Raw genomic sequence first — 25,045 nt, 5'->3', positions numbered from 1 at the left:
CGTAGCCGGTGGCCGATACTGGGCCCCATGGCTTACGACGATCTCCGCTCGCTGCTCAGGGCGCTGGAGCGCGAGGGCGACCTCAAGCGCATCAAGGCCGAAGTCGATCCGTACCTGGAGGTCGGGGAGATCGTCGACCGGGTGAACAAGGCGGGAGGCCCGGCGCTCCTCTTCGAGAACGTCAAGGGCTCCGCCATGCCGCTCGCGATGAACGTCTTCGGGACGGACCGCCGGCTGCTCAAGGCCCTCGGCCTGAAGTCGTACGGCGAGATCAGCGAGAAGATCGGCGGGCTGCTCAAGCCGGAGCTTCCGCAGGGATTCGTCGGCGTGCGCGAGGCGTTCGGCAAGCTCGGCTCGATGGTCCACGTGCCGCCGAAGAAGGTGAAGGACGCTCCCGTCCAGGAGGTCGTCCTCACCGGGGACGACGTCGACCTCGACAAGCTCCCCGCGCTCTTCACCTGGCCCAAGGACGGCGGGTCCTTCTTCAACCTGGGGCTCACCCACACCAAGCACCCGGAGACCGGGGTCCGCAACCTCGGCCTCTACCGCCTCCAGCGCCACGACAAGCGCACCATCGGCATGCACTGGCAGATCCACAAGGACAGCCGTAACCACTACGCGGTGGCGGCCGAGCGGGGCGAGCGGCTGCCGGTCGCGATCGCCTTCGGCTGCCCGCCAGCCGTGACGTACGCCTCGACGGCACCGCTGCCGGGTGACATCGACGAGTACCTGTTCGCGGGGTTCGTGCAGGGCAAGCGGATCGAGATGGTCGACTGCAGGACCGTGCCGCTCCAGGTGCCGGCGCAGGCCGAGGTCGTCATCGAGGGCTGGCTGGAGCCGGGCGAGATGCTCCCGGAGGGTCCCTTCGGCGACCACACCGGCTTCTACACGCCGCAGGAGCCGTTCCCCGCGCTGAAGATCGACTGCGTCACCATGCGGAAGCGTCCGCTGCTCCAGTCGATCGTGGTCGGCCGGCCGCCGACGGAGGACGGGCCGCTGGGGCGGGCGACGGAGCGTTTCTTCCTGCCGCTCCTCAAGATCATCGTGCCGGACATCGTGGACTACCACCTGCCCGAGTCGGGCGGCTTCCACAACTGCGCGATCGTCTCGATCGACAAGAAGTACCCGAAGCACGCGCAGAAGGTCATGCACGCCATCTGGGGCGCGCACATGATGTCGCTGACCAAGCTGATCATCGTGGTGGACAAGGACTGCGACGTGCACGACCTGCACGAGGTGTCCTGGCGGGCGCTCGGGAACACCGACTACTCCCGTGACCTGACGGTGGTCGAGGGCCCGGTGGACCACCTGGACCACGCCTCGTACCAGCAGTTCTGGGGCGGCAAGGCGGGCATCGACGCCACGAAGAAGCTCCCCGAGGAGGGCTACACCCGGGACGGCGGCTGGCCGGACATGGTGGAGTCGGACCCGGCGACGGCCGCCCTGGTGGACCGCCGCTGGAAGGAGTACGGCCTGTGACCACCGCGGCCGTGCCCGGCGCGCAGCCGGGCCGTACGAGGGCGTTCCTGCGACTCGTGATGATCGAGCACTCGGTCTTCGCGCTGCCCTTCGCCTACATCGCCTCGCTGACCGCGATGTTCCAGCTGGACCGGACCATCCACTGGGGGAAGCTGCTCCTCGTCACCGTCTGCATGGTGGGGCTGCGGACCTTCGCGATGGCCTGCAACCGGATCATCGACCGCGAGATCGACGCCCGTAACCCGCGGACGGCCGGCCGTGAGCTGGTGACCGGGGCCGTGTCGGTGCGGTCGGCGTGGACCGGTGCGGGGATCGCCGTCGTCGTCTTCCTCGGGGCCGCGGCGCTGCTGAACCCGCTCTGCCTGGCGCTCGCGCCGCTCGCCGTGGTGCCGATGGTGGTCTATCCGTACGGCAAGCGGTTCACGAACTTCCCGCACGCGATCCTCGGCCTCGCGCAGGCCATAGGGCCGATCGGGGCCTGGCTCGCGGTGACCGGGGAGTGGTCCTGGGACGCGGTGATCCTCGGGTTCGCGGTCGGGGTCTGGATCGGTGGCTTCGACCTGATCTTCGCCTGCCAGGACGTCCAGGCCGACCGCGCCGAGGGCGTCATGTCGGTGCCTGCCCGCTTCGGCGTCCCGGCGGCGCTCTGGGGCGCCCGGGCCTCGGCGGTCGTGACGACGGGTCTGCTGGTCTGGTACGCGCTGGCCACGGACGCCGGGCTGTTCTTCTGGATCGGTCTGGTGATCGTGATCGCGGCGTTCTGCTACGAGCACACGATCGTGAAGCCGCACGACCTGTCCCGGCTGAACCGCGCGTTCTTCACGACGAACGGCTTCATCGGGATCTCGCTGTTCCTGTGCGCCCTGATCGACCTGGTGGTGCGCGGCCTGACCGTCTGAGGGTGTGGAGGCCTGACCGTCCGACAGGCCTGACCTCCCGACGGCCTGACCGTCCGATGGTCTTGAGGTGCCTGGCCGCCTGGAGGCCCGACGGCCTGGAGGTGCCTGGAGGTGCCTGGAGGTCCGACAGGCCCGACCGTCCGACAGGCCTGACCCTCCCGGCGGCCCGGTCGCGCGCCGGGCTCAGTCGATCTCGAAGCGCGGGCGGACCGGTCCGGCCGGCCGCGCGGGCGGGGGCGGAGGCGGGGCCGCGGCCTCGGGCTCGTCCAGCTGCCGGAAGCCGCCCAGCGGGTTGGTCCAGCTGCCGGTACTGCTGTCGGAGTCGTAGTCCGAGTTCGACCCCACGTCCGCGGTGATGTTCTCGCCCTTGCGCGGGGCGCCGCTCTTGTCGTTCCGTCGCTTGATCGAGTCCTGCAGGGTGTTCGGGTTCTCCAGCAGCGGGAGACCGAGGCCGGGCGCGGGCTCGCCCGTCGCGGCCTGGAAGACCGAGCGCGCGAAGGTGGTGCAGTTGAACGTGGCCAGGTTGTAGGCGTGGCCCTCGTTCGCCCGGATGTACTCCCGCGCGCTGTCGTACTGCGCCTCCGTCAGCTCGGCGGTGAGCCGGGACGTCGCGTTGTCCGGGCTGTCGTGGTTCCTCTTGACCTGCCCTTTCACCGACCGGAAGGGCTTGTCGTGGGGGACCTCCTCGGCGGGGAAGAAGCCGTACGACTTCCAGGTCTCCTGCCCGCCCTCCTCCTTGTAGAGGGCGACCCAGGCGTGCCCGAAGGCGAGGTTCCCCCAGTACTCGAGGTGGTGGCTGCGGCTGTTCTTCGCCGTCTGGATCTGAATGCGGTACCGCGCGCGGCTGCCCTGGGCCTGGCCGTCCTGCGTCCCGCCGCCCTGATCGCTCCCGCTCTCCATCCGCTGGATCTGTTGCTGCCGGCCGAGCGCGCGGACCGCCGCCGCGTTCCCCGCGCCGCGCTGCAGCGCGTGCACGTCGGCGGGGGTGAGGTGCTGGGGCTGCCCGGGGCGGTGGACGCGGTCCGGGGCCTCGCCCGCCCGCTGCTCGCGTCCCCGGCCGGGCGCGGACTCGGCCGCTCCTCGGTCTCGTCGAGTGATCATGGCCGCTCCGGAAGGCGTGACGTCATGGCGTGCGCGTCCGTAGTCTCCTCGCGGCGCGTTCGGACGGTCCAGGTCTCCGAGGGCAGAGCCGGGGGCATCGCGGGGCAGCCCGGGGGCGCGGCGGGGCAGCGGGAGGCGCCGGGGCAGCTCGGGGGTACCGGCGGCACCGGGGGCAGCCCCGGGGGCAGCCAGGGGGCCCTTCTCAGGAGGGCGGAGCGGTCCCGGTGGCCGCGGCGCGGCGGCGGAAGAGGAAGGCCGCCAGCACGCCCGCCGCGAGGCCGACGAGGTGGCCCTGCCAGCTCACAGCCGTGTTGGTGGGGGAGATGCCGGACAGGATCGCGCCGCCCCAGATCGCTCCGATCGCCAGCGCGACGCCGACGTCCAGCGGCTTGCGGTCGACGAAGCCCCTCGCCACCAGGTAGCCGAAGAGGCCGAAGACGAGGCCCGAGGCGCCCGCCGTGTTGCTGTACGTCGGGGAGATCAGCCAGACGCCGACGCCGTCGGCCACGATGATCAGGGCGGCGACGGCGAGGAAGCGGCGGATGCCGCCGAGCGCGGCGAGGAAGCCGAGGACGAGGAGCGGGATGCTGTTCGAGGCGACGTGGTCGAAGCCGAAGTGCAGGAACGAGGCCGGCACGATGTGCGCCAGCTCCGCCGGGTCGCGCGGGGTGATGCCGTATGTGTCGAGCGCGTGGCCCGTCGCGAGGTCGACGGCTTCGAGGACCCAGAGCAGGGCCACCCAGCCGGCCATGAGCTGTATCGCCGTCTTCGCCCGGTCGGACGTACGCCACCGTGGTGTTTCGAGCTCTGTCATGACCATCCCCCTGCGGTCTTCGGTCGTGTGTAGAGGAGAACGTACGGGACCCCGTGCGGAGTTCTCGTCCCGGGCCGCCGGATAGGCTCGGCGGCGTGGAGCCGGTAGAGGAAGAGCAGCGTCGTCCCTGGGTGGTCGGGGTGTCCGGGGCGTCGGGGACCCCGTACGCCGCAGCCGTTCTGAGGGGGTTGCTGGCAGCGGGGGAGAGTGTCGACCTGGTCGTCTCGCGGGCGTCGCGGCTGACGCTGCTCGACGAGACGGGGATCGCCTTCCGGGACGCGCACTGGCGCGAGGACCTGGCGGCGTGGCTGGCGCGTGGCGCCGACGGGAAGCCGGGGACGTTCGCGCCCGGCATCGACGACGTGCGGTACTGGGCGGCCGGGGATCTGGCCGCCGGGCCGAGCAGCGGCTCGTACCCCGTGAAGGGAATGCTGATCGTGCCGGCGTCGACCGCCTCGGTGGCGGGTGTGGCGCTGGGGCTTTCGAAGGACCTGCTGCAGCGGGCGGCGAGCGTGACGCTCAAGGAGCGGCGGCCGCTGGTGGTCGCGGTGCGGGAGACCCCGCTGAACGGGCAGACGCTGAAGCACCTGGTGGCGCTGGACGAGGCGGGCGCCGTGGTGCTGCCCGCCTCTCCGGCGTTCTATGCGGGGGCGACGCACATCCAGGATCTGGTGGACTTCGTCGCCGGGCGGGTGCTCGACGCGGCAGGGGTGCCACACCGGATGTACCGCCGTTGGGAGGGCGAGCTCGGTGGAGCTGCTTCCCGGGAGGGCTAGCGCTTCTTCGCGGCGCGCTTCTTCTCGGCGCGGCGGGAGGCGGACGGACGGTGGGCACGCGAGCGGTTGGCCATCTCCTGCAGCTCGCGCATACGGGCATGGGCCATCTCGATCGTGTACACGGTGAACACCACTCCTGAAAGATCGTCTTTGTTCAATTGAAAGATTCACAGGGCGTCGACCCCTGTGTACCTTAGATTCTATACCTAAACTCGCGGTATCGCTGGACAATGGAAGGCTTCATACCTATGGACGCCGTGGACAGGCAGCTCATCCAGGCTCTGCGCGAGAACGGCAGGGCTTCGTACGCCGAACTCGGCCGGCTCGTCGGGCTCTCCGGCCCCTCCGTCACCGACCGCATCAACCGTCTGGAGGCGGCCGGGGTCATCACCGGCTACCGCGCGACGGTCGACGCCGCCTCGCTCGGCCTCGGCGTGACCGCCCTCATCGGCATCTCCCTCTCCGACGCCGCCGACCACGAGGACGTGGCCCGCCGGCTGAAGGACCTCGCCGAGATCGAGGACTGCTGGTTCATCGCCGGCGACGACTCGTACATGCTCAAGGTCCGGGTCGACGACGTCGACGGACTGGAGAAGACCATCCGTCGTCTCTCCGGCACCAAGGGCGTCTCCCGCACCCGTACGACGATCGTGCTCTCCACCAAGTGGGAGAACCGGGTCGGGGATCTGCCCGAGGAGGGCTGAGAGTACGGTGGGTGGAGCCTGAAATCGTCAGACATGGGAGGCGGCCCTAGATGGACGCGGGACTCAAGCGCGAGCTGGAGCAGAAGGTCCGTTCCGGAGAGCGGCTGAGCCGCGAGGACGGCATCGCTCTGTACGAGTCCGACGACCTGGCCTGGCTCGGCGGCCTGGCCCACGAGGTCCGGACCCGCAAGAACGGTGACGTCGTCCACTTCAACGTCAACCGCCACCTCAACATGACGAACGTGTGCACCGCGTCCTGCGCGTACTGCTCGTTCCAGCGCAAGCCGGGCGAGAAGGACGCGTACACGATGCGCATCGAGGAGGCCGTCCGCCTCGCCAAGGCGATGGAGAACGAGAACCTCACCGAGCTGCACATCGTCAACGGGCTCCACCCCAACCTGCCCTGGCGCTACTACCCGCGCTCGCTCTCCGAGCTGAAGAAGGCGCTGCCGAACGTCTCGCTCAAGGCCTTCACAGCCACCGAGATCCACCACTTCGAGACCATCTCGGGCATGTCGGCCTCCGACATCCTCGACGAGCTGATCGAGGCCGGTCTGGAGTCCCTCACCGGCGGCGGCGCGGAGATCTTCGACTGGGAGGTCCGCCAGCACATCGTGGACCACCGCACCCACTGGGAGGACTGGTCCCGGATCCACCGCCTGGCCCACTCGAAGGGCCTGAAGACCCCGAGCACGATGCTGTACGGGCACATCGAGGAGCCCCGGCACCGCGTCGACCACGTGCTGCGGCTGCGTGAACTCCAGGACGAGACCGGCGGCTTCCAGGTCTTCATCCCGCTGCGGTACCAGCACGACTTCGTCGACATGCAGGACGGCAAGGTCCGCAACAAGCTCCAGGCGCGCACGACGATGGCGACGGGTGCGGAGGCGCTGAAGACCTTCGCGGTCTCCCGCCTCCTCTTCGACAACGTGCCGCACGTCAAGGTCTTCTGGGTCATGCACGGCGTGCAGACCGCCCAGCTCGCGCTCCAGCACGGCGCCGACGACATGGACGGCTCGGTCGTCGAGTACAAGATCACCCACGACGCCGACAACTACGGCACGCCGAACAAGCTGGGCCGCGAGGACCTGCTGGAGCTGATCCGCGACGCCGGCTTCCGCCCGGTGGAGCGCAACACGCGGTACGAGATCATCCGCGAGTACCCGGGACCGGACGCGGACCGCCGCGAGTCGCCCCAGGCGATGCGGGTCTGACGCCGTGGCCCTCCGTTTCGAGCTGGACCCCGCGGTCACCCCCGCGCTGCGCGACGGCATCCTGCGCCTCTGGGCGGACGTCTCCAACGCGGGCGGTGCCGTCGGCTTCGTCCCGCCGGTCGACGTGGACACGATCCGGCCCGAGCTGGTCAAGCACCTCGTCGCGATGACCGAGGGCCGGATGCGGCTCGTCGTCGGGTACGAGGAGGACGGCACCGTCGCCGCCACCACCTTCGTCGCGTACAACACGCACCGGCTGATGAAGCACTGGGTCTGGCTCTACACGGTCATGGTCCACCCCTCCCACCAGGGCAAGGGGTACGGCCGTGACCTGATGGCCGCCGTCGAGGACGCGGTCCGCGGCTTCGACGGGATAGAGGCGATACGGCTCACCTGCCGCGGTGGCACCGGCGTCGACCGCTTCTACGGCTCCTGCGGCTACAAGGAGGTCGGGCGGGTGCCCGGCGCGATCCGGGTGGCCGAGGGCGACGACCGGGACGACATCGTCATGCTGCTCCCGCTGAATTGATCCAATTCGTGCCGTGCTTCACTGGACGGGCAATCGAGAGAAAGGGGCCGTCGTGGCCGCGAACGGGACGGGCGCTGCGACCCTCCGCTACACCCTCATGCGACTCGGCGTCTTCGTCGGCTGCTTCTTCGCCCTCTGGGGGCTCGTCTACATCGGCGTACTGCCGCGCGGCCTCGGCGACTCCAACCTGCTCTGGGTGCTCCTCCTCGCCATCGTGATCTCCGCGCCGCTCAGCTTCGTGCTGCTGCGCGGGCAGCGGGACGCGATGTCCGCGCAGATCGTGGCCAAGGTGGACCGGGCGAAGGACCGCCTGGCGGAGAACCGCTCACGCGAGGACGCGTAACCCCCAGGTAAGTTACATCACAGCACAAACACCCCGGTCGGAGCTTCGAAGGCTCCTGACCGGGGTGTTCTGCGTTTCGGAGGCGGAGAGGGCTCCTGGCACCTCAAAGAAGAGCTTTGAGGTTCTCAAAGTTCAAGTGTTAACGTACCTGCCATGACGACAGCACTGCGCCTCCTCGATGCCGCGAGCACCCCGCTCGTGGCGCGCCTGCATGTCGATCTGTGCCTCCCCCAAGCACTCCGCTGCGCTCGTGCAGGGGGCACCCCCAGTACTTCCGCGGTCTGTTGCCGCGCCCTCTGATCCCGGCATCATGCGGCGGTACCGCCTGAACGCGTGTGTACCGCACCCCCGTCCCCGTATTTCCCCGATACGCACCGCTGGAGTGTGTCTGTGTCCGCGTCCGCGTCCACGCCCGAGCCGAAGTCCCCGGCTTCCTCCCGAATACCCAAGATCCCCTTCTGGGCCCAGATCGTCGCCGGTCTCGTGCTCGGCGTCCTGCTCGGCTGGCTCGCCCGCAGCCAGGACGTCAGCTGGCTGAAGGAGGGCCTCGGCCAGGTCGGCGACATCTTCGTCCAGCTCCTGAAGCTGGCCGTCGCCCCGCTCGTCTTCTTCGCGATCCTGGTGTCGATCACCAACCTGCGCAAGGTCAACAACGCGGCCCGGCTGGCCGCCCAGACCCTGGTCTGGTTCATGATCACCTCGCTGATCGCGGTCGGCATCGGCCTCGCGATCGGCCTGCTCACCAACCCGGGCGCCGGCACCGGCCTGACCCCGCAGGACGGCGAGCTGCCGAAGCGCGAGGGCACCTGGATCGACTTCCTGACCGGGATCATCCCGTCCGACGTCATCACGCCGTTCACCGAGCTGAACGTCCTTCAGATCGTCTTCATGGCCGCCGTCGCCGGCGTCGCCGCGCTGAAGCTCGGTGACCGCGCCAAGCCGATCCTCACCCTCTCGGAGTCGGTCCTGGAGCTGCTCCAGAAGGCCCTGTGGTGGGTCATCCGCCTCGCCCCCATCGGCACCGTCGGCCTCATCGGCTTCGCCATCGCCGACTACGGCTGGGAGCTGATCGGCAAGTACGCGACCTTCACCGCCGACGTCTACGTCGGCTGCGCCCTGGTGATGTTCGGCGTCTACCCGCTGCTGCTCGCGACGGTCGCCAAGGTCAACCCCGTCCAGTTCTTCAAGGGCGCCTGGCCGGCCATCCAGCTGGCCTTCGTCTCCCGCTCCTCGGTCGGCACCATGCCGGTCACCCAGAAGGTCACCGAGCGCCTCGGCGTCCCGAAGGAGTACGCCTCCTTCGCCGTCCCGTTCGGCGCCACGACCAAGATGGACGGCTGCGCCGCGATCTACCCGGCGCTCGCCGCGATCTTCATCGCGCAGATCTTCGACGTGCAGCTGGGCATCCAGGACTACCTGCTCATCGCCTTCGTCTCGGTCGTCGGCTCCGCCGCCACCGCGGGCCTCACCGGCGCGACGGTCATGCTGACCCTGACCCTCTCCACGCTGGGCCTCCCGCTGGAGGGCGTGGGCCTGCTGATGGCGATCGACCCGATCCTGGACATGATGCGCACGGCCACGAACGTCGCGGGCCAGGCGCTCGTGCCGGTCGTCGTCTCGGCCCGCGAGAAGATCCTGGACGTCGACGCCTACAACTCCGCGTCGTCCTCCCCGGTCGACGAGCGCGAGCCGGCCCTCGCCGCGTAACGCCCGCTCAGGCGCACAGCCTGCCTTGATGCCCATGCCCCCGTTCGCGGTGTGTGGGCATCACGCGTTCCGCCCCGCTCGCAGTGCCTCCGCCAGCCTGCGTGCCACGTCCGGGCGGCAGCGCCCGAGGTCCACGAGCAGCGTCAGATGCGGGCTGGCCAGGGACACCAGGTCGATCCCGAGCGACGGCAGCCTGACGTCCACCTCCGCCAGCGCGGCCCGCAACTCGTCCCGCGCCGCCCGGGCGTCCCTGATCTCGTCGACCGCCGTATCGCGCCCCGTCGTCGCCATGGCCGCGCACCTCCTCGTCGTCTTCCGCTTCCAGGGACGAGCATGGACGTGTGTCGCTACGATCACCAGGGGTAACGGTTTTCGCAGTGGCGGAACGAAAACGGGGGTCCTGTGCCCGCACCGAAGGAACTCGACCCATCGGCGTCCCTGGCCGCCCTGTACGGCACGAAGCTGCGCAAACTGCGGCTCCGGGCCGGGCTCACCCAACGTCAGCTGGGCGACCGGGTTCCCATCGCGCACAGCCGCATCGCCCAGTTCGAGCTGGGCAAGGAAGTGCCTCCGGAGGACGTGAGTCGCGGTCTTGACGAGATCCTCGGCGCGGAGGGGGACCTGGTCGACCTGTGGGGCCACTTACGCCGGACGCCCTATCCGGACTGGGCGCGGAGGTACATGGCCCTGGAGCCCAAGGCCGTGAAGATGTTCAAGTACATGGCGCAGGCCGTACCGGGCCTGTGGCAGACCGAGGCGTACGCGCGGGCTCTGCTCCGGACCAGTCGCCCGCGGGACACCGACGAGCGGATCGAGGAGCTGGTGTCCGCCCGGTTGGAGCGGCAGACGATCCTGCGGGGGGCCAGGCCGCCGCTGTTCTGGTGCATCGTGGACGAGGCGGTGCTGCGCCGCCCGGTGGGCGGCTCGACCGTCATGGCCGACCAGCTCGCATCCCTCCTCGGCCACGCCTCGACCCCTCACGCGGTTCTCCAGGTGTTGCCGTTCGGCGCGGGGGAGCACCCCGTCATGGGCGGTTCACTGACGCTGCTCGGCTTCGAGCGAGGGCAGGACGTGGCGTACACGGAGAGTTCGCACTCCGGGGAACTCGTGGAGGCTCCGGAGCAGGTCGCCGAATACGCGCTCGCCTACGATCTGCTGCAGGCGAAGGCGCTGGCTCCCGACCCTTCGCTGGCCGTCGTCCGTTCCGTCATGGAGGAGTACCGAGCATGGCAACCGCACGGCGTGATCTGAGCGGCGCCCGGTGGCGCAAGTCCAGTTACAGCAACGGGCAGGGCGGCGACTGCGTCGAGGTCGCCGTCGGTCTTCCCCGTACCGTCCCCGTGCGGGACAGCAAGAACACCGTCGGCCCCGTCCTGTTCCTCCCCACCCCCGCGTGGACCGTGTTCGTGGAGCACATCAAGGGGAGTCGGGCCTGACGCACCTCCACCGGGGCGCGTCGGCACGCGCTCCGGTCGGGCGCGGTTCACCAGGAAAAGGAACGGGAGAGAACCCTCCCGACCAGCCCCCCGACCCCCCAACTGCCCACGTCACACGAACGGGTGACGCGGTGTCGGAAACGCGGACGGGTGCGGTACGGTCTGCCGCAACAACGGCATATGCAACTCGGCCCCCGGCAGGACGGCAATCCTGACCGAGGGCCTACCGATCAGGAAGTCGAGACCTTCCCAATGGCTGATCCGCAGTCTAACGCGGCCATGTCCGCGCATCCCGTGTCCCACGTGATTCCCGACGGCGCGCCCCGCTCCGGTGTGATCCACGTCCGGCACCGTCACACCGAACGCTTCACGGTCGTCGGCAACCACCTCACCCAGCACGAGGAGCTCTCCGCCGTCGCGATCGGGCTCGCCGTGTACATCCAGTCGCTGCCCGACGGGGTCTCGGTGACCGCCAAGGCGCTCGCGCTCCGCTTCCGGGAGGGCGAGAAGACCGTCCGCCGGGCGCTCAACGAGCTGGAAGGCGCCGGATATCTGGCGCGTCCCCGACTCCCCGTCGGCGGTGGCAAGTTCGCCACCCGCACGCTCTCGTACGACAAGCCCGGATGTGCCCTCGTGGCGCCGGGATCGCGAGACCACGACCCGGACCCGGATGACCTCGATCCCACCCCGGATCCTGACCGCCCAGGTCCTGACCGCCCGGATCCCGACCCGGGTCAGGACCCCGACCCCGACCCGGACTCCGATCCCCACCCAGGTCCGGGCCCGCGCCGGGCCGCGCGCACCGTCGGCCGACCCCGCCCGCGCCGCACCCCCGCCGATGCCGCGCCCCCGGCGCCCGCCCCCGTCCCCGGTGGCCCCGCCGTCGGGGTCCTCGTCCGTCTCCGGCTCGCCGACCCGCGCCTCATGCTCTCCGTGCGAGACGTCCACCGCCTGGCACCGGCGGTCGACACCTGGCTCGCCCGCGCCGCCACCCCCGACCAGATCAGCCGCGCGCTCACCGTGAACCTCCCGCCCGAGCAGGTCCCCATCCACCACCCGGCCCGTTTCCTGGAGTACCGCCTCACCACTCATCTCCCGCCTCCCCTCCCTGCTGAGGAGCCGCCTCCGGCCCGTCCCGCACCGCTGATCACCTGCGACGGCTGCGAACGCGCTTTCAGGAGTCACGATCCGCAGGAATGCTGCGTGGACTGCCGAGCCGCCGCTTGAGCGAGATGCCCTGGGGTAACTTGGCCGGTGTGACTGCCCTGGCCATCGAAGAGGTCCGCCTTACCGCGTTCAAGAGCTTCCGCGATGAGGCCTTCCGGCTCGCACCGCTCACCGTGCTCATCGGGCGCAACAGCAGCGGCAAGTCAAACGCACTCGACGGCCTCGAAGTGCTGTCCCGGCTGGCGCGCGGCGAGGACATCGCGGACGCCCTGGAGAGCCGTCACAGCGCGTCGGGTCCAGTACGGGGCGGACTCGCGGGGTGCGTGCCGCACGGGCAGGACCGGTTCTCCCTCGGCTGCACGGTGCGGACGGGGCACGGCCCCATCCGGCTCGACGTGACCGTCCAGGTCGAGCCGGAGGTACAGATCGTCGAGGAACGACTCTCGGGTCCGACGCTCAAGGGGCATCGCGACATCCTCGTCAGCGGCGAACCGAGCCCGCACTCGGGCGACATCCACGCCGCCTGGCACAACGGCAAGCGCGGTAAGAATCCCAGCGGGCCATTTCGTAGCTCCCGACTGCTGACCTCTCAGCTTCCCGTACGGGTCGGCGGAGAGACGCAGGGCGAGACGGACACCCTGTGGTGCGCCGAAACCATGCTGTCCGCACTCGTCGGTGTCTTCCACCTCGACCCCGTGCCCCACCTGATGCGGCAGTACGTTCAGGCGCGAGACATCAACCTGCGGCGGACCGGTGAGAACCTGTCCGCGGCCATCGGCCACATCCAGCGGACCCGACCGGATCTCTTCGGACTCCTCGTCGACAGGCTGCGCGGCCTTGCCGAGCACGCCATCAAGACGCTGACCGTGACGAGGTCCGAGCTCGGCGACGTGATGCTCGCTCTGGACGAGGGATTCCTCGGGCGCACGCCCGCTCGAGAGATGAGCGACGGGATGCTCCGCTTCCTCGCCATCACGACCGCGTTGCTCACCGGCGGCAACGGCCTCGATCTCGGCACGACGCCCATCCCCGGCTCAGAGGGCCCTTCGTCTCTGATGCTTGTCGTCGAGGAGTTGGAGAACGGGCTTCACCCGTCACAGGCGTCGCAGGTTCTTCAGCTCGTCAGGGAAGCCAGTGCCGAGAACGGGACCCAGGTGCTCATCACCACACACAGTCCCGCCCTGCTCTCCGCGCTCGGCAGCACCGATCACGAGGGTGTCGTCGTGTGCTCGCGTGACCGGGAGACGGGCACGAGTCGACTCACCAGGCTCACCGAGCTGGAGGGCTACCCGGCGGCGATGGCGGCGGGATCTCTGGGTGACGTGGTGACCCAGGGGCGACTCGACGTGCAGGGGCGCCAGGCACGCGACTACACGGAGTTTGACCGGCTCCTCGGGATCGGGTGAGGCGTGGCACGTAGAGTCGAGTTCGTCGACACCTCGATCCTGTGCAACCTGCTGGGGGTCCCGGGCAAGTGCCAGGACCACGAGAAGGTGACCGCCGACCTGATGAGCAAGCGAGAGGCCGAGGACTGTGACCTGCTGCTGCCTGTGACCGCAGTCATCGAGACCGGCAACCACATTGCACAGCTGGCCGATGGCCGCCATCGAAGAACCTACGCGGAGAAGTTCGCCGGAGTGCTCCGCATGGTTGTGGAAGGCAAGGCTCCCTGGGCGCTCAACGAAGTCGAGTGGAACGCCGATCACCTCAGCACCCTGATCGCGGGCGGCAGTACGGGGGCGACCCTCGTGGAGCACGCTGTGGCCCGGGTCGGCTGCGGAGACCTGAACATCCTCATCGAGCGTGACCGCTATCTGGCCCGCACCGCGGGAGTGGAGGCAACGGTCTGGACCCTTGACCACGGTCTGGCCGCCCACGGCTGAAGACGCCGTAGGCTCTCTCCCGGAGCAGACGGGTGGGTCGGGGAAGGGTGGGCTTGGTGGGCGCCACGAAGGTCAAGCGGATGCCGCGGGAAGTGCGGGAGCGGCAGATGATGGACGCCGCCGTGCAGACCTTCGGGCAGCGGGGGTACCAGGCCGCGTCCATGGACGAGATCGCCGAGCTCGCCGGAGTCTCGAAGCCGCTGGTCTATCTGTATCTGAACTCCAAGGAAGAGCTCTTCACCGCCTGCATCCGGCGGGAGGCGCAGGCGCTGCTCGATGCTGTCGCTGCCGGGATCGACTCCCGGCTGCCGGCCGAGGAGCAGTTGTGGGCCGGGCTGCTGGCCTTCTTCACGCACACCGCCGAGCACCCCGACGGGTGGGCGGTCCTGAGCCGTCAGGCGCGGACGCACGGGGAGCCGTTCGCCAGCGAGGCGGGGCGGATGCGGGACGAGATCGTGGCGTACGTGGGGACGCTGATCGGGGCCGCCGCGCGGGAGACGCACCGGGCGACCGACCGGGATCCGGAGCTGGCCGAGCGGGATGTCGTGGGGCTCGCCCAGGCGCTGGTCGGCGCGGCGGAGTCGCTGGCCTCCTGGGCCAACGAGACGCCGGGGATGACGGCCTGGGAGTCGGCGGCGACGCTGATGAACTTCTCCTGGGCCGGGCTCGGCAACCTCATGAAGAGCGAGCGCTGGTCCCCTCGCCCTCCCCGGTGAACCCCGTGAGGTGCAGCCGGCCGTCCGGGCCGCGCAGTTGGAAGCGGCCCGTGGCGTCGGCGCCGTAGCGGACCGTCCGCGGCAGCAGGACCGGCGCCCTGAACTCCGCCCTCGCATGGGGGAACTCGCCTGAACCGTCCCGTTCGGCCAGGCAGCGCGCGAAGGTCCACATGCCGTGCGCGACCGTTCCCGGGAAGCCGAAGGCCCGGGCGGTGAGCGCGTGGAGGTGGATAGGGTTCCGGTCGCCCGACACGGCGGCGTAGCGGCGGCCCAGGTCGGGTGGGAGGTGCCACTCCGTGGTCGTGTGCAGGAGCGGGTGTTCGCGCGGCGGGGTGTCGACGGTGCTCGCGTGGCGGGCCAGGTAGCCGCTGGCCGACTCCCAGACCAGCCGGCCCGCGCGCCGTGCCTCCGTCACCATCGTGACCTCCGTGCCCCGGCGGTGCGGCCTGGAATCCCTTGCGTACACGGTGAGTTCGAGGTGGTTGGCGGTCGTCGACGGGGTGTGCCGGGTGATCGTGATCCAGGTGTGGACGAGTCCGAGCAGGGGGAGTGGGAAGTCCCGGCGGCTCATCAGTCGCATCGCCGACGGAAAGCCGAGGACGTGGGGGTAGGTCAGGGGGAGCGGGCCGCCCGCGGCGTACCGGAAGCCGCAGAGGCGGGCGTACGCGGCGAGGCGGTCCTCGTCGGCGCGCAGCGGGCCGCGGGTGATCCTGGTCCGGGGCGGCGGGGTGTCCGGGCGGGGTCGGGTGAACGGGGCGCGGGTCACGGCACCGGTCAGGGCGAGGAGGTCCGACAGTGTGCCGCGCGTGGTCATTGTCCCAACTCCCTGCCCGGTCTTAGATTTACTGAGAAGTAAGGTTACTCGTACGTCAGTAGCCGGTGTCCATCCCGACGGCCGAGGAGCGCACGTGCCCGACAACGAGCCGCAGCCGTACGTCACCGTCGTGGCCGGGAGGGTCCGCGAGGCCTCCGTGCCCCCGCTCGCGCCCCCGGTCCGACGCGGCTCGCTCGCCGACATCCCCTACGACAACGCGCGCGCCGAGCCGGGCGCCGTCGCCTTCTCCCGCAAGCGCGCCGGCGGCACCTGGGAGGACGTCACCGCCTCCGCCTTCGCCGCCGAAGTCCACTCCGTGGCCAAGGGGTTGATCGCCGCCGGCCTGCGTCCCGGGGACCGGCTCGCCCTGATGGCCCGTACCACCTACGCGTGGACCCTGCTCGACTTCGCCGCCTGGGCCGCCGGGCTGATCACCGTCCCCGTCTACCCCACCTCATCGGCCTTCCAGACCCGCTGGATCCTCCAGGACTCCGGCGCGGCCGCCTGTGTCGTCGAGGACACGACCCAGGGCCGGCTGGTCTCCACCGAGCGCCGCGGACTGCCCGGCCTCGCCCACCTCTGGGTCCTCGACTCGGGCGCCCTCGACCAGCTGCGCAAGGCCGGGGCGCACGTCCCGGACGAGACCGTGACCGCCCGCCGCGGACTGCTCACCCCCGAGACCCTCGCCACCCTCATCTACACCTCGGGCACCACCGGCCGCCCCAAGGGCTGCGCCCTGACCCACGCCAACTTCTTCGCCGAGGTCGACAACGCCATCGCGTTCCTCCACCCCGTCTTCCGCGAGATGAGCAAGGAGGCCCCGTCGACGCTGCTCTTCCTGCCCCTCGCGCACGTCTTCGGCCGGATGGTCGCGATCGGCTGCGTACGGGCCCGGGTGCGGCTCGGGCACACCCCGTCCATCGAGAACGGCGACCTGCTCGCCGACCTGGCCGGCTTCCGGCCCACGTTCCTCCTCGCCATCCCGTACGTCCTGGAGAAGGTGTACGACTCCGCCCGGGCGACGGCGGAGCGGAGCGGCCGGGCCGGCTCCTTCGACCGCGCGGCGCGGGTCGCCCGGCGGTACGGGCACGAGGACGAACCCTCGCTGGCACTGCGCGCGGCGCGGGCGCTGTACGACCCGCTGGTCTACCGGCGGATCCGGGACGCGCTCGGTGGCCGGCTGCGGCACGTGATCTGCGGCGGATCGCCGCTGGGGACCAGGCTCTCGGAGTTCTACTCGGGCGCGGGCATCGAGGTCTACGAGGGGTACGGCCTGACGGAGACCTGCGCCGCCGCGACGGTCACACCGCCGCGCCGCCCGCGCACCGGCACCGTCGGCAGGCCGCTGCCCGGAACGGCGGTACGGATCGCCGACGACGGTGAGATCTGGCTCAAGGGCGGTCACGTCTTCGCCGGCTACTGGGACTCCCAGCGCGGGCTCGCGCTGCCCTACACCGACGAGGGCTGGTTCCCGACCGGTGACCTGGGGGCGCTGGACGAGGACGGCTATCTGCGGATCACCGGCCGGAAGAAGGACATCCTCATCACCTCGGCCGGCAAGAACGTCGCCCCGGCCCCGCTGGAGGACTGGATCCGCGCCCACCCGCTGGTCGGCCAGTGCATGGTGCTCGGCGACGACCGCCCGTACGTCACCGCGCTGCTCACCCTGGACCACGACGGTCTCGTGCACTGGCGGCGGATGCGGAAGAAGGACCACATCGCGCTCTGGGAGTTCGCCCGCGAGGAGGAACTCCTCGCCGTGCTCCAGCGCGCCGTGGACGACGCCAACCGGCTGGTGTCCCGGGCCGAGGCGATCCGGGCGTTCCGCGTCCTGACCACCGAGTGGTCCGAGACCAGCGGCCATCTGACGCCCTCGCTCAAGCTGAGGCGGGGCGCGGTGCTGCGCGACTTCGCCCGCGAGATCGAGGAGATGTACGGGGGCGAGGGCGCGGCCGTCACACCATGAGGCTCACTTCGTGGATCTCGTCCGCGGCGTGGCCCGTGCGGGCGTGAACGCGCTGGACGGCGTCGGCCGAGGGCCCGTGGGACAGGCAGTAGACCGTGCCGGACTCCGGGTCGGCCCAGGCCTTCTCGAAGTGGACGCCCTCGTCCTTCTCGATCGCGAGGTCGGCGGCGTGTGCTTCCTTCAGTTCGTCGGCGGTGATCCCCACCATGTTCCGGTGGACATCCATGTACGTACCCATGGTTCTCGCACCTCCTCCTCTCATGGTGCGCCCGGGTCGGCGGTCACGGCCAGAGGAGTTCGGTGACCCAGCCGCCGGGCTCCCGGCGGTAGCGCAGCCGGACGTGCCGCCGCCGCTCGTCGCCCTGGAAGAACTCGACCTCGTCGGCTTCCAGGACGTACAGCGTCCAGCTCTCGGCGTGGGCGCCCGGCTCCGCCTCCGCCCGTTCCCAGGCCGCCTCACTCACCCGGCGCAGTTCCGCCAGCGACCCCAGCACCTCGCTCTGCCGGCCCACCAGGGCCGAGGCCAGCGCCCCGGTGGTGCGGGCGTGCAGATCGGCGTAGGCCTCGTCGCGCGGGGACGTCGAGACCTGGCCGCGGACCCGGACCTGGCGGCCCTGGCGGGGCCAGTAGAAGCCGAGCGCCGCCTCGGGGCGGGCGGCGAGCTGGCGGCCCTTCGCGCTCGTGGCGTGCGAGGCGAAGTGCCAGCCGCGTTCGTCGGCGCCGTGCAGCATCACCGTACGGACGTCGGGCCGGCCGTCCTCGTCCACGGTGGCCAGGGACATGGTGTGCGGCTCGACCTGCCCGGCGTCGGCCGCGGACACGAACCAGTCGTGGAAGAGGGAGAGGGGCTCGGCGGGCGCGGTCCGCGGGTCGAAGCCGGGCAGTTCGGTGTCCCAGACCCGCAGTGAACGGAGGGCGTGGTCGAAGTCGGTCATGCGGGAACCCTAGGCCGTGTCGTCGAAGTCCCGTCTGCCCGGCGGGCGGACGACGCTGTCTGACGACACTCCCTGGGCCGGAGCGCTGCCGCCGCGTCGCTCCGGCCCAGGATCGCCGGAACGGGGGGCGTCCGGCCGGTGCCCTGGCCGGCGGCGGGCTTCAGGTCCGGCCCAGCACCACCGTCCCCGACGAGCAGAACCAGCCCCCCGTCCCCGACGCCACCGCCAGCTCCGGCAGGCTGCCGTCCGGCCGGCGCACCTGGAGTCCCGGCGCCTCCCCGCGCAGCTGCCGTACCGCCTCCACCAGCAGGAACAGGCCCCGCATCCCCGGATGGCAGGCCGAGAGTCCGCCGCCGTCCGTGTTCACCGGCAGCCGGTCCTTCTCCTGGACGAAGGGGCCGCCCTCGCCCTTCGCGCAGAAGCCCAGGTCCTCCAGCGTCACCAGCGTCATGTACGTGAAGGCGTCGTAGATCTCCGCGAGATCGATGTCCTCCGGCCGCACCCCGGCCCGCTCGAACGCGAGCCGCCCGCTCACCGCTGCCGGGGAGACCGTGAAGTCCTCCCACTCCGACATCGTGGTGTGCGAGACGTGCTCGCCCGCGCCGAGGATCCACACCGGCGCCTTCGCCGTGTCCGGTACGTACTCCTCGGCGGCGAGCAGTACCGCGCAGCCGCCGTCACTGCGGATGCAGCAGTGGAGCTTGGTGAAGGGGTCGGCGATCATCGGGCCGCCGAGCACCTCGTCGACCGTGACGGGCTCGCGGAACATCGCCTCCGGGTTGAGCGCGGCGTTCGCCCGCGCCTGGACGGCGACCTCGGCGAGCTGCTCCAGGGTCGTCCCGTACTGGTGCATATGGCGACGGGCCGCCATCGCGTACTTGGCGATCAGGGTGTGACCGTAGGGGGCCTCGAACTGCAGCGGTCCGCGCGCCCCGAAGGAGAGGTTCGACGTGCGCCGCCGGGCCCTGATGTCGGCGCGGGCGGTCGAACCGTAGACGAGCAGGACCGCGTCGGCGTGGCCCGCGGCGATGGCGTCGGCCGCGTGCGCGGCCATGACCTCCCAGGTGGCGCCGCCGACGGCGGTCGAGTCCACCCAGCGGGGGCGCAGGCCCAGGTACTCGGCGACGTCGACGGGCGCGAGGGTGCCGAGCCCCGCCGAGGCGAGACCGTCGATCACCGAGCGGTCGAGTCCGCTGTCCGCGAGGGCGCGGCGCGCGGCCTGGGCGTGCAGAGTGTAGGGAGTGGCCTCGTCGACCCGGCCGCAGTCGGAGAGGGATATGCCGACGACGGCGACGCGGCGCCCGGCGCGGTCGCGGTTCCGTGAAGTGGTGGGCATGAATCTGACGGTACATCAGATATGGAGAACCGGATGGCGAGAAGCACGGCCGAAGACGTCGACGCGTACCTCGCCGAGATCGTCGAGCCGGACCGGTTGACGGTCCTCGTGCGGCTGCGCGAGCTCTGCCGCACCGAGCTGCACGGCTTCGAGGAGGTCATGGCCTACGGGATGCCGGCCTACCGGCGGCCGGGCGGCGAGCCGGAGATCGCCTTCGCCTCGCAGAAGCAGTACATCTCCTTCTATCTGATGCGCCCTGACGTGCGGGAGGGCTTCGAGGGGCGGCTCGCCGGCCAGGACATGGGCAAGGGGTGCCTGCGCTTCCGGCGCCCCGAGCGCGTCGACTTCACCCTCGTACGGGATCTGCTGCGTGCGACGGCGAAGGCGCCGGGCGGCATCTGCTGAAGCGGGCGGGGCGGGGTCCCGCCGAGATCCGCCCCGCCAGGCTCTGGGTTTCTTCCTCCGCCCGCCCTAGCATGACGGGCCGTCAGATACGGAGGGGAGCTCCATGGACGCCGCCTTCACCGCGGAGCAGGACGAGATCCGCCGCACCTTGCGCGAACTGCTCGCCAAACGCTCCGGACCCGCCGAGGTCCGCGCCGCCGTCGCGACCCCCGAGGGGTACGACACCGACCTGTGGAACCGGATGTCCGGCGCCCTCGGTCTGCCCGGTCTCGCCCTGCCCGAGGAGTACGGGGGCGTCGGCTGCGGGTCCGCCGAACTCGCCCTCGCCTGCGAGGAGACCGGCCGGGCACTCGCCCCCTCCCCCCTCCTCGCCACCGCCCTCCTCGTCGCCCCGGCGCTCCGCGCCCTCGGCGCCGAGCGGCAGCGCGCCGATCTGCTGCCGCGCATCGCCGACGGCTCCCTGACCTGCGCGCTCGCCGTCCCCGGCGCCTCGCTGTCGCTCGCCCTCGGCCTGACGGGCGACAACCGCTCCTGGGTCGCGGGCGGCGGCCGGGCCGGCGGCGTCCAGGCGCGGGCCACGGACGAGGGGTGGCAGCTGTACGGGGAGGTGACACAGGTCCTCGACGGCCACAGCGCCGGGCTGCTCGTGGTCGCCGCCCACGCCGGCGGCTTCGCCCGGAGCCGGACCCTGCTCTTCCTCGTCCGCGGGGAGGCGGCCGGACTCGTCCGCACCCGACAGTCGACCCTGGACGCGACCCGCTCCCAGGCGGCGATCCAACTCCGCGATGTCGAAGCCGAGTTGCTCGGCGAGGAGCCGGTCGACGTGCTCGGGACGCTCGCGGCGACCGGACGGACGGCCGCCGCGGCCCTCGCGGCCGAGGCGATCGGCGCGGCCCAGGCCGCCCTGGACCGTACGGTCGAGTACGTCGGCTCCCGCGAGCAGTTCGGGCGGCCCGTCGGCTCCTTCCAGGCGATCAAGCACCGGATCGCCGACCTGTACGTCCAGGTGGAGGCGGCACGCTCGCTGACGTACGGTGCGGCCCGCGAACCGGCGACGGGCGCGCTGGCCCTCGCGGCCGCCCTGGAGGCGCTGCGGACGGTCGCGGGCGAGACGATCCAGCTCCACGGCGGCATCGGCTTCACCTGGGAGCACGAGGCGCATCTGTACATCAAACGGGCGACCGCCGACGAGCTGCTCTTCGGGCCCGCGCGCCGGCTGCGCGAGCGGGCGGCCCAGGAGACGGGCCTGTTCGGAGAGGCGGCGGCCTGATGCCCGTGGGGTTGCGCCTGATGCAGAAGGTGTCGTCCACGAGGACGTTCGCGAAGGTCGCCCCGCACTTCATCCCGGCGATGGACCGGGCCGTGCACCGACTGACGCGAGGGAAGGTGCTGCTGAGCGCCCAGATGCTGCCCGGGGTCGTCCTGACGGCGAAGGGCGCCAAGTCGGGGCAGCCCCGTGTGACGCCGCTCGCGTGCATGCCGGAACCCGCCGGCACCTGGCTCCTGATCGGGTCGAACTTCGGGCGCGAAGGGCATCCGGCCTGGACGGCGAACCTGCTGAAGCACCCGGACGCGGAGGTGAGTTGGCGCGGCGAGGCGATCCCGGTACGGGCGGAGCTGCTGGCGGGGGAGGAGCGGGCGGCGGCGTGGCGCGCGGCGCTCGCCTTCTGGCCGCCGTACGCGACGTACCAGCAGCGGGTGGAGCGCGAGATCAGGCTCTTCCGCCTGACGAGGCGCTGAGGTCCCGGGGCGGGGGCGATCCCGGCAGAAGAACGCCGACGGCGGTCTCGCGAAGGGGACCGCCGCCGGCGCGACAGGACGGACGAGGAACGGGCGGGCGGGGATCAGGCTGCGATCCGAAGGCGTGCCCGCAGGGGTGTGCGCGGGTTGGTGCCCGAGGTGCGCGAGGTGCGCGAGGCGGGGGCGACGTGCGCGCGGGTGCGTGCGGATGCGTGCGGTGCGCGCGGGTGCGTGCCGGTGCGTGCGGACCGGCGGGCCCGAGGCTACTTCGTCGGCTTCCTGCCGGTGATGCCCAGGTGCACCAACAGCGCCAGATTCGGCTTCAGTTCGGCCTGCTTCACACCCCAGGTCTGGAAGCCCTTCTGGTGACCGGCCACCGAGGCCAGCATCGCCACCAGGGAGCCCGCCATCGCCGCGGGGCTGACGTCCTTGTCGACCTTGCCCTTCGACTGGAGCTCCTTCACGCTGTCCGTAAGGGAGTTGGTGACGGAGTTCAGGATCTTCATGCGGATCTTGTAGAACCGCTTGTCGCCCTCCGCGGCGCCGAGGTCCACGACCCGGAGGATCGCGTCGTGCTTGCGCCAGAAGTCCAGGAAGCCCTCGACCAGTTCCTCGGAGGTCTGCCAGCCGGCCTTGCCGACCCAGGAGCGGCCGGAGACCAGTTCGGTCAACGCGGCGCCCTCCTTGGCCATTTCCTCCGCGATCTCGAGGACAGCGCCCTCGACGTCGGGGAAGTACTGGTAGAACGTCGCGGGTGAAGTGCCCGCCTTCCGGGCCACGTCGATGACCTTGACGTCCCGGTACGGCGAGGAGCTGAGCATCTCGCTGAGGCAGTCGAGCAGCTTCTGCCGCGTCGCCTGGCCGCGTCGTCCGGCCACGCGGCCGTCGACGGTGCGTACTTGTCCTGTCATGCCGTCAGCTTACCGAGGGGTGATCGGCGCGCGATTCGGCCGACTGCAAATGGGGTGCACCCCCGCCCACCCCTCCCCGGCGGGGTCGGGGACGGCGGAAGGATCAGCTCCATTCGAAAAGGCTTATTAACAGCCTGTGGACAACTTCGGTGGACAACTCAGGGGCACCGGGTTCGCTGCCTCCCTATATGGCGGTATGTTCGATTATGGGGCGTGCGGGACAGGTGTCCCCGGCCTAGCGTGGAGCCATGGCCGTATTCACAGAGGGCACCCCGTGCTGGGTGGAGGCGCAGCTCCCCGATCTCGAGGCGGGCAAGCGGTTCTACGGCGAGCTCTTCGGCTGGACCTTCGACCCCGACCGCGACGAGGCCCTCAGCGACGGCAGGCGCGTCGCCGGACTCGTACCGAAGCGGGACGGCAGGATGCCCACCACCTGGACCGTCTTCCTCGCCACCGAGAACGCGGGCACGCTCGCGGCCCGGATCAAGGCGGCCGGCGGGCAGATGATCATGGAGCCGTACCCGGTGGGCCCCTTCGGGGTGCTGGCGCTCGCCGCCGACCCCGGCGGCGCCGTCTTCGGGCTCCGGCAGGCCGGTGACGACGAGGGCTTCGAGAAGACGATGCTCCCCGGCTCCTTCTGCTGGATGGAGGTCTACACGAGGGAGCGGGACGCGGTCGACACCTTCTACGCCTCCGTCTTCGGCTACCTCGGCCGCCAGGTGGACGCGGACGAGGAGGGCAGGGAGGGCGGCTTCGACTACCGCGTCTGGTCCCCGCCCGGCTCCCGCCCCGGCGACGACACCGCCTTCGGCGGCCGGGCCGTGCTCACCGATGCCTTCCCGGCCGAGATGCCCGGGCACGTCCTCGTCTACTTCGCCGTCACGGACTGCGACGCGGCCTGCGCGACCGCCGTCGACCTCGGCGGCCGGATCACCAACCCGCCCTTCGACACCCCGCACGGCCGTATCGCCGTCCTCCACGACAACCAGGGCGCCCGTTTCGCGGTCCTCGCGGAGCCGTCGGACGCCCCGGCGGCCGAACCTCCGGCCGCCGTGACCGTGTCCCGTACGTCAGCCGATACCTCGGCCGAAGCGTCGGCCGGGCCCGCGACCGGGTCGCGGACTCGTTCGGGGGACGACGAATCCGCCGAATCGGCCGAAAGGGCTACCTCCACGTCCGACGATATGCACTGAGACACCCCGATCCGCCCCCGGGTTCGCAACCGTCGTCCCGGACAGGAAGAATCAGGGCCACGGGGCCGTATTCTCATGGCCCGTACGGGGAGGTGGCAGGCAAGTGGAGCAGCTGACGCAGCACGACCCGAGACGGATCGGGCCCTTCGAGGTGCTGGGACGGCTCGGTGCCGGCGGCATGGGACTCGTCTATCTCGCGCGCTCGGCGTCGGGACGGCGCGTGGCGATCAAGACCGTGCGGACCGAGCTCGCCGAGGACCAGCTGTTCCGTGTCCGTTTCACCCGTGAGGTCGAGGCCGCGCGGGCCGTCTCCGGTTTCTACACGGCCGCCGTCGTCGACGCCGACCCGCGGGCCGCCGTGCCGTGGCTCGCCACCGCGTACGTCCCCGCTCCCTCCCTCGAGGAGATAGTGAACGAGTGCGGGCCGCTGCCCGCCCAGGCCGTGCGCTGGCTGGCTGCCGGTGTCGCCGAGGCGCTGCAGTCCATCCACGGCGCGGGCCTGGTCCACCGCGACCTGAAGCCGTCGAACGTCCTCGTCGTCGAGGACGGACCCCGGGTGATCGACTTCGGTATCGCCTCCGGGGTCTCCAACACCCGGCTGACCATGACCAACGTCGCCGTCGGCACGCCCGCGTACATGTCGCCCGAGCAGGCCCGCGACTCGCGCAGCGTCACCGGCGCGAGCGACGTCTTCTCGCTGGGCTCGATGCTGGTCTTCGCGGCCACCGGCCACGCCCCGTTCCACGGCGCCAACCCCGTCGAGACGGTGTTCATGCTGCTCAGGGAGGGCCCGGACCTGGAGGGGCTGCCCGACGAGCTGCGTCCGCTGATCGACTCCTGTATGCAGACGGACGTCACGCGCCGTCCCTCCCCGGCCGATCTGCAGGCCCAGCTCGCGCCCCATCTCTTCGGCCCCGGCAGTGACGACAGCGGTACGGCGTCGGCGTGGCTGCCGCAGTCCGCGACCGCCATGATCG

Annotated in this window: 29 protein-coding genes; 20 read left to right on the top strand and 9 right to left on the bottom strand. The window is 70.9% G+C overall.

Annotated elements, in window-relative coordinates; genetic code table 11:
• The first annotated feature begins 27 nt into the window (after window positions 1-27).
• Window positions 28-1,479, top strand: coding sequence for a menaquinone biosynthesis decarboxylase (locus ACFUJR_RS20135; protein WP_383165983.1), 1,452 nt, complete (start codon window positions 28-30; stop codon window positions 1,477-1,479).
• The gene (gene mqnP, locus ACFUJR_RS20130; RefSeq protein ID WP_383165980.1) at window positions 1,476-2,378 is read left to right on the top strand and encodes a menaquinone biosynthesis prenyltransferase MqnP; all 903 of its coding nucleotides are present in this window, start codon (window positions 1,476-1,478) and stop codon (window positions 2,376-2,378) included. Before ACFUJR_RS20135 ends, mqnP begins: the two co-directional genes overlap by 4 nt.
• 183 nt (window positions 2,379-2,561) lie before the next feature.
• On the opposite strand, the gene ACFUJR_RS20125 is transcribed toward mqnP, so the two are convergent.
• Both ACFUJR_RS20125 and ACFUJR_RS20120 read right to left on the bottom strand, forming a co-directional pair.
• Window positions 2,562-3,479, bottom strand: coding sequence for a hypothetical protein (locus tag ACFUJR_RS20125; RefSeq protein WP_383165978.1), 918 nt, complete (start codon window positions 3,477-3,479; stop codon window positions 2,562-2,564).
• A gap of 202 nt (window positions 3,480-3,681) precedes the next feature.
• Window positions 3,682-4,293 carry a rhomboid family intramembrane serine protease gene (locus tag ACFUJR_RS20120; RefSeq protein WP_383165975.1) on the bottom strand — a complete coding sequence of 204 codons (612 nt, stop codon included), beginning with the start codon at window positions 4,291-4,293 and terminating at the stop codon, window positions 3,682-3,684.
• Window positions 4,294-4,388: 95 nt separating this feature from the next.
• Here ACFUJR_RS20120 and ACFUJR_RS20115 point away from each other — a divergent pair, with 95 nt between their 5' ends.
• Window positions 4,389-5,069: a UbiX family flavin prenyltransferase gene (locus ACFUJR_RS20115; protein WP_383165972.1), complete on the top strand. Its 681-nt coding sequence runs from the start codon at window positions 4,389-4,391 to the stop codon at window positions 5,067-5,069.
• On the opposite strand, the gene ACFUJR_RS20110 is transcribed toward ACFUJR_RS20115, so the two are convergent.
• Window positions 5,066-5,200, bottom strand: a complete 135-nt coding sequence (locus ACFUJR_RS20110; protein ID WP_383166093.1) for a hypothetical protein — start codon at window positions 5,198-5,200, stop codon at window positions 5,066-5,068. The genes ACFUJR_RS20115 and ACFUJR_RS20110 overlap by 4 nt on opposite strands.
• Window positions 5,201-5,317: 117 nt before the next feature.
• Here ACFUJR_RS20110 and ACFUJR_RS20105 point away from each other — a divergent pair, with 117 nt between their 5' ends.
• The 5 genes from ACFUJR_RS20105 to ACFUJR_RS20085 all read left to right on the top strand — a co-directional run bounded on the left by ACFUJR_RS20105 (window position 5,318) and on the right by ACFUJR_RS20085 (window position 9,566).
• Window positions 5,318-5,773, top strand: coding sequence for an Lrp/AsnC family transcriptional regulator (locus tag ACFUJR_RS20105; RefSeq protein ID WP_318104107.1), 456 nt, complete (start codon window positions 5,318-5,320; stop codon window positions 5,771-5,773).
• Between the two features lie 50 nt (window positions 5,774-5,823).
• Window positions 5,824-6,987 (top strand): aminofutalosine synthase MqnE, encoded by a 1,164-nt coding sequence (mqnE, locus tag ACFUJR_RS20100; protein ID WP_383165969.1) that lies wholly within the window; start codon window positions 5,824-5,826, stop codon window positions 6,985-6,987.
• Between the two features lie 4 nt (window positions 6,988-6,991).
• The gene (locus tag ACFUJR_RS20095) at window positions 6,992-7,516 is read left to right on the top strand and encodes a GNAT family N-acetyltransferase (protein ID WP_383165966.1); all 525 of its coding nucleotides are present in this window, start codon (window positions 6,992-6,994) and stop codon (window positions 7,514-7,516) included.
• A 52-nt stretch (window positions 7,517-7,568) separates the two neighbouring features.
• The gene (locus ACFUJR_RS20090; protein WP_383165964.1) at window positions 7,569-7,859 is read left to right on the top strand and encodes a DUF4229 domain-containing protein; all 291 of its coding nucleotides are present in this window, start codon (window positions 7,569-7,571) and stop codon (window positions 7,857-7,859) included.
• A 390-nt stretch (window positions 7,860-8,249) separates the two neighbouring features.
• A complete protein-coding gene (locus ACFUJR_RS20085) occupies window positions 8,250-9,566 on the top strand; it encodes a dicarboxylate/amino acid:cation symporter (RefSeq protein ID WP_383165961.1) in 1,317 nt (438 codons plus the stop codon).
• Window positions 9,567-9,626: 60 nt separating this feature from the next.
• On the opposite strand, the gene ACFUJR_RS20080 is transcribed toward ACFUJR_RS20085, so the two are convergent.
• Window positions 9,627-9,857, bottom strand: a complete 231-nt coding sequence (locus tag ACFUJR_RS20080) for a hypothetical protein (protein WP_383165958.1) — start codon at window positions 9,855-9,857, stop codon at window positions 9,627-9,629.
• Window positions 9,858-9,968: 111 nt separating this feature from the next.
• Here ACFUJR_RS20080 and ACFUJR_RS20075 point away from each other — a divergent pair, with 111 nt between their 5' ends.
• The 6 genes from ACFUJR_RS20075 (at window position 9,969) to ACFUJR_RS20050 (ending at window position 14,768) form a co-directional block, all read left to right on the top strand.
• The gene (locus tag ACFUJR_RS20075) at window positions 9,969-10,817 is read left to right on the top strand and encodes a Scr1 family TA system antitoxin-like transcriptional regulator (RefSeq protein WP_383165955.1); all 849 of its coding nucleotides are present in this window, start codon (window positions 9,969-9,971) and stop codon (window positions 10,815-10,817) included.
• Window positions 10,793-11,002, top strand: a complete 210-nt coding sequence (locus ACFUJR_RS20070; RefSeq protein ID WP_383165952.1) for a DUF397 domain-containing protein — start codon at window positions 10,793-10,795, stop codon at window positions 11,000-11,002. The genes ACFUJR_RS20075 and ACFUJR_RS20070 overlap by 25 nt, the downstream gene beginning before the upstream one ends.
• A gap of 279 nt (window positions 11,003-11,281) precedes the next feature.
• Entirely contained in the window at window positions 11,282-12,229 is a 948-nt protein-coding gene (locus ACFUJR_RS20065) for a hypothetical protein (protein WP_383165949.1), read from the top strand.
• Between the two features lie 29 nt (window positions 12,230-12,258).
• On the top strand, window positions 12,259-13,575 hold the full coding sequence (locus ACFUJR_RS20060) for an AAA family ATPase (RefSeq protein WP_383165946.1): 1,317 nt from the start codon (window positions 12,259-12,261) through the stop codon (window positions 13,573-13,575).
• 3 nt (window positions 13,576-13,578) lie between these two features.
• Window positions 13,579-14,052 carry a hypothetical protein gene (locus ACFUJR_RS20055; RefSeq protein ID WP_383165944.1) on the top strand — a complete coding sequence of 158 codons (474 nt, stop codon included), beginning with the start codon at window positions 13,579-13,581 and terminating at the stop codon, window positions 14,050-14,052.
• A 56-nt stretch (window positions 14,053-14,108) separates the two neighbouring features.
• Window positions 14,109-14,768: a TetR/AcrR family transcriptional regulator gene (locus ACFUJR_RS20050; protein WP_383165941.1), complete on the top strand. Its 660-nt coding sequence runs from the start codon at window positions 14,109-14,111 to the stop codon at window positions 14,766-14,768.
• Here the strand turns inward: ACFUJR_RS20050 and ACFUJR_RS20045 are convergent.
• Complete coding sequence (locus ACFUJR_RS20045) at window positions 14,728-15,582, bottom strand: MaoC family dehydratase (protein ID WP_383165939.1); 855 nt, start codon at window positions 15,580-15,582, stop codon at window positions 14,728-14,730. The two genes, ACFUJR_RS20050 and ACFUJR_RS20045, sit on opposite strands and share 41 nt — an antisense overlap.
• 94 nt (window positions 15,583-15,676) lie before the next feature.
• On the opposite strand from ACFUJR_RS20045, the gene ACFUJR_RS20040 reads away from it, so the two are divergent.
• Entirely contained in the window at window positions 15,677-17,548 is a 1,872-nt protein-coding gene (locus ACFUJR_RS20040; protein ID WP_383165936.1) for an AMP-dependent synthetase/ligase, read from the top strand.
• Here the strand turns inward: ACFUJR_RS20040 and ACFUJR_RS20035 are convergent.
• The 3 genes from ACFUJR_RS20035 to ACFUJR_RS20025 form a co-directional block, all read right to left on the bottom strand.
• Entirely contained in the window at window positions 17,538-17,786 is a 249-nt protein-coding gene (locus ACFUJR_RS20035; RefSeq protein WP_383165934.1) for an SCO4226 family nickel-binding protein, read from the bottom strand. The genes ACFUJR_RS20040 and ACFUJR_RS20035 overlap by 11 nt on opposite strands.
• 43 nt (window positions 17,787-17,829) lie before the next feature.
• Window positions 17,830-18,483, bottom strand: coding sequence for a pyridoxal 5'-phosphate synthase (locus ACFUJR_RS20030; RefSeq protein WP_383165930.1), 654 nt, complete (start codon window positions 18,481-18,483; stop codon window positions 17,830-17,832).
• Window positions 18,484-18,643: 160 nt separating this feature from the next.
• Window positions 18,644-19,819 carry an acetyl-CoA acetyltransferase gene (locus tag ACFUJR_RS20025; protein WP_383165927.1) on the bottom strand — a complete coding sequence of 392 codons (1,176 nt, stop codon included), beginning with the start codon at window positions 19,817-19,819 and terminating at the stop codon, window positions 18,644-18,646.
• Window positions 19,820-19,852: 33 nt separating this feature from the next.
• Between ACFUJR_RS20025 and ACFUJR_RS20020 the strand changes: the two genes are divergently transcribed.
• The 3 genes from ACFUJR_RS20020 (at window position 19,853) to ACFUJR_RS20010 (ending at window position 21,964) form a co-directional block, all read left to right on the top strand.
• Complete coding sequence (locus ACFUJR_RS20020) at window positions 19,853-20,224, top strand: iron chaperone (RefSeq protein ID WP_383165924.1); 372 nt, start codon at window positions 19,853-19,855, stop codon at window positions 20,222-20,224.
• Between the two features lie 103 nt (window positions 20,225-20,327).
• Window positions 20,328-21,494, top strand: a complete 1,167-nt coding sequence (locus ACFUJR_RS20015) for an acyl-CoA dehydrogenase family protein (RefSeq protein ID WP_383165921.1) — start codon at window positions 20,328-20,330, stop codon at window positions 21,492-21,494.
• Window positions 21,494-21,964 carry a nitroreductase family deazaflavin-dependent oxidoreductase gene (locus ACFUJR_RS20010; RefSeq protein WP_383165918.1) on the top strand — a complete coding sequence of 157 codons (471 nt, stop codon included), beginning with the start codon at window positions 21,494-21,496 and terminating at the stop codon, window positions 21,962-21,964. Before ACFUJR_RS20015 ends, ACFUJR_RS20010 begins: the two co-directional genes overlap by 1 nt.
• A gap of 263 nt (window positions 21,965-22,227) precedes the next feature.
• Here the strand turns inward: ACFUJR_RS20010 and ACFUJR_RS20005 are convergent, their stop codons facing one another.
• Entirely contained in the window at window positions 22,228-22,875 is a 648-nt protein-coding gene (locus ACFUJR_RS20005; RefSeq protein ID WP_383165915.1) for a TetR family transcriptional regulator, read from the bottom strand.
• Between the two features lie 248 nt (window positions 22,876-23,123).
• On the opposite strand from ACFUJR_RS20005, the gene ACFUJR_RS20000 reads away from it, so the two are divergent.
• Window positions 23,124-24,068: a VOC family protein gene (locus ACFUJR_RS20000; RefSeq protein WP_383165912.1), complete on the top strand. Its 945-nt coding sequence runs from the start codon at window positions 23,124-23,126 to the stop codon at window positions 24,066-24,068.
• A 103-nt stretch (window positions 24,069-24,171) separates the two neighbouring features.
• Window positions 24,172-25,045, top strand: an 874-nt coding sequence (locus ACFUJR_RS19995) for a serine/threonine-protein kinase (protein ID WP_383450597.1), incomplete at its 3' end; no start/stop codon positions are given.

Origin of the sequence: Streptomyces sp. NPDC057271, from assembly GCF_042668715.1 — a bacterium.
Taxonomy (GTDB): Bacteria; Actinomycetota; Actinomycetes; order Streptomycetales; family Streptomycetaceae; genus Streptomyces.
The sequence above is the reverse complement of the archived record's forward strand: the minus strand, read 5'-3'. Positions and strand labels throughout refer to the sequence as shown.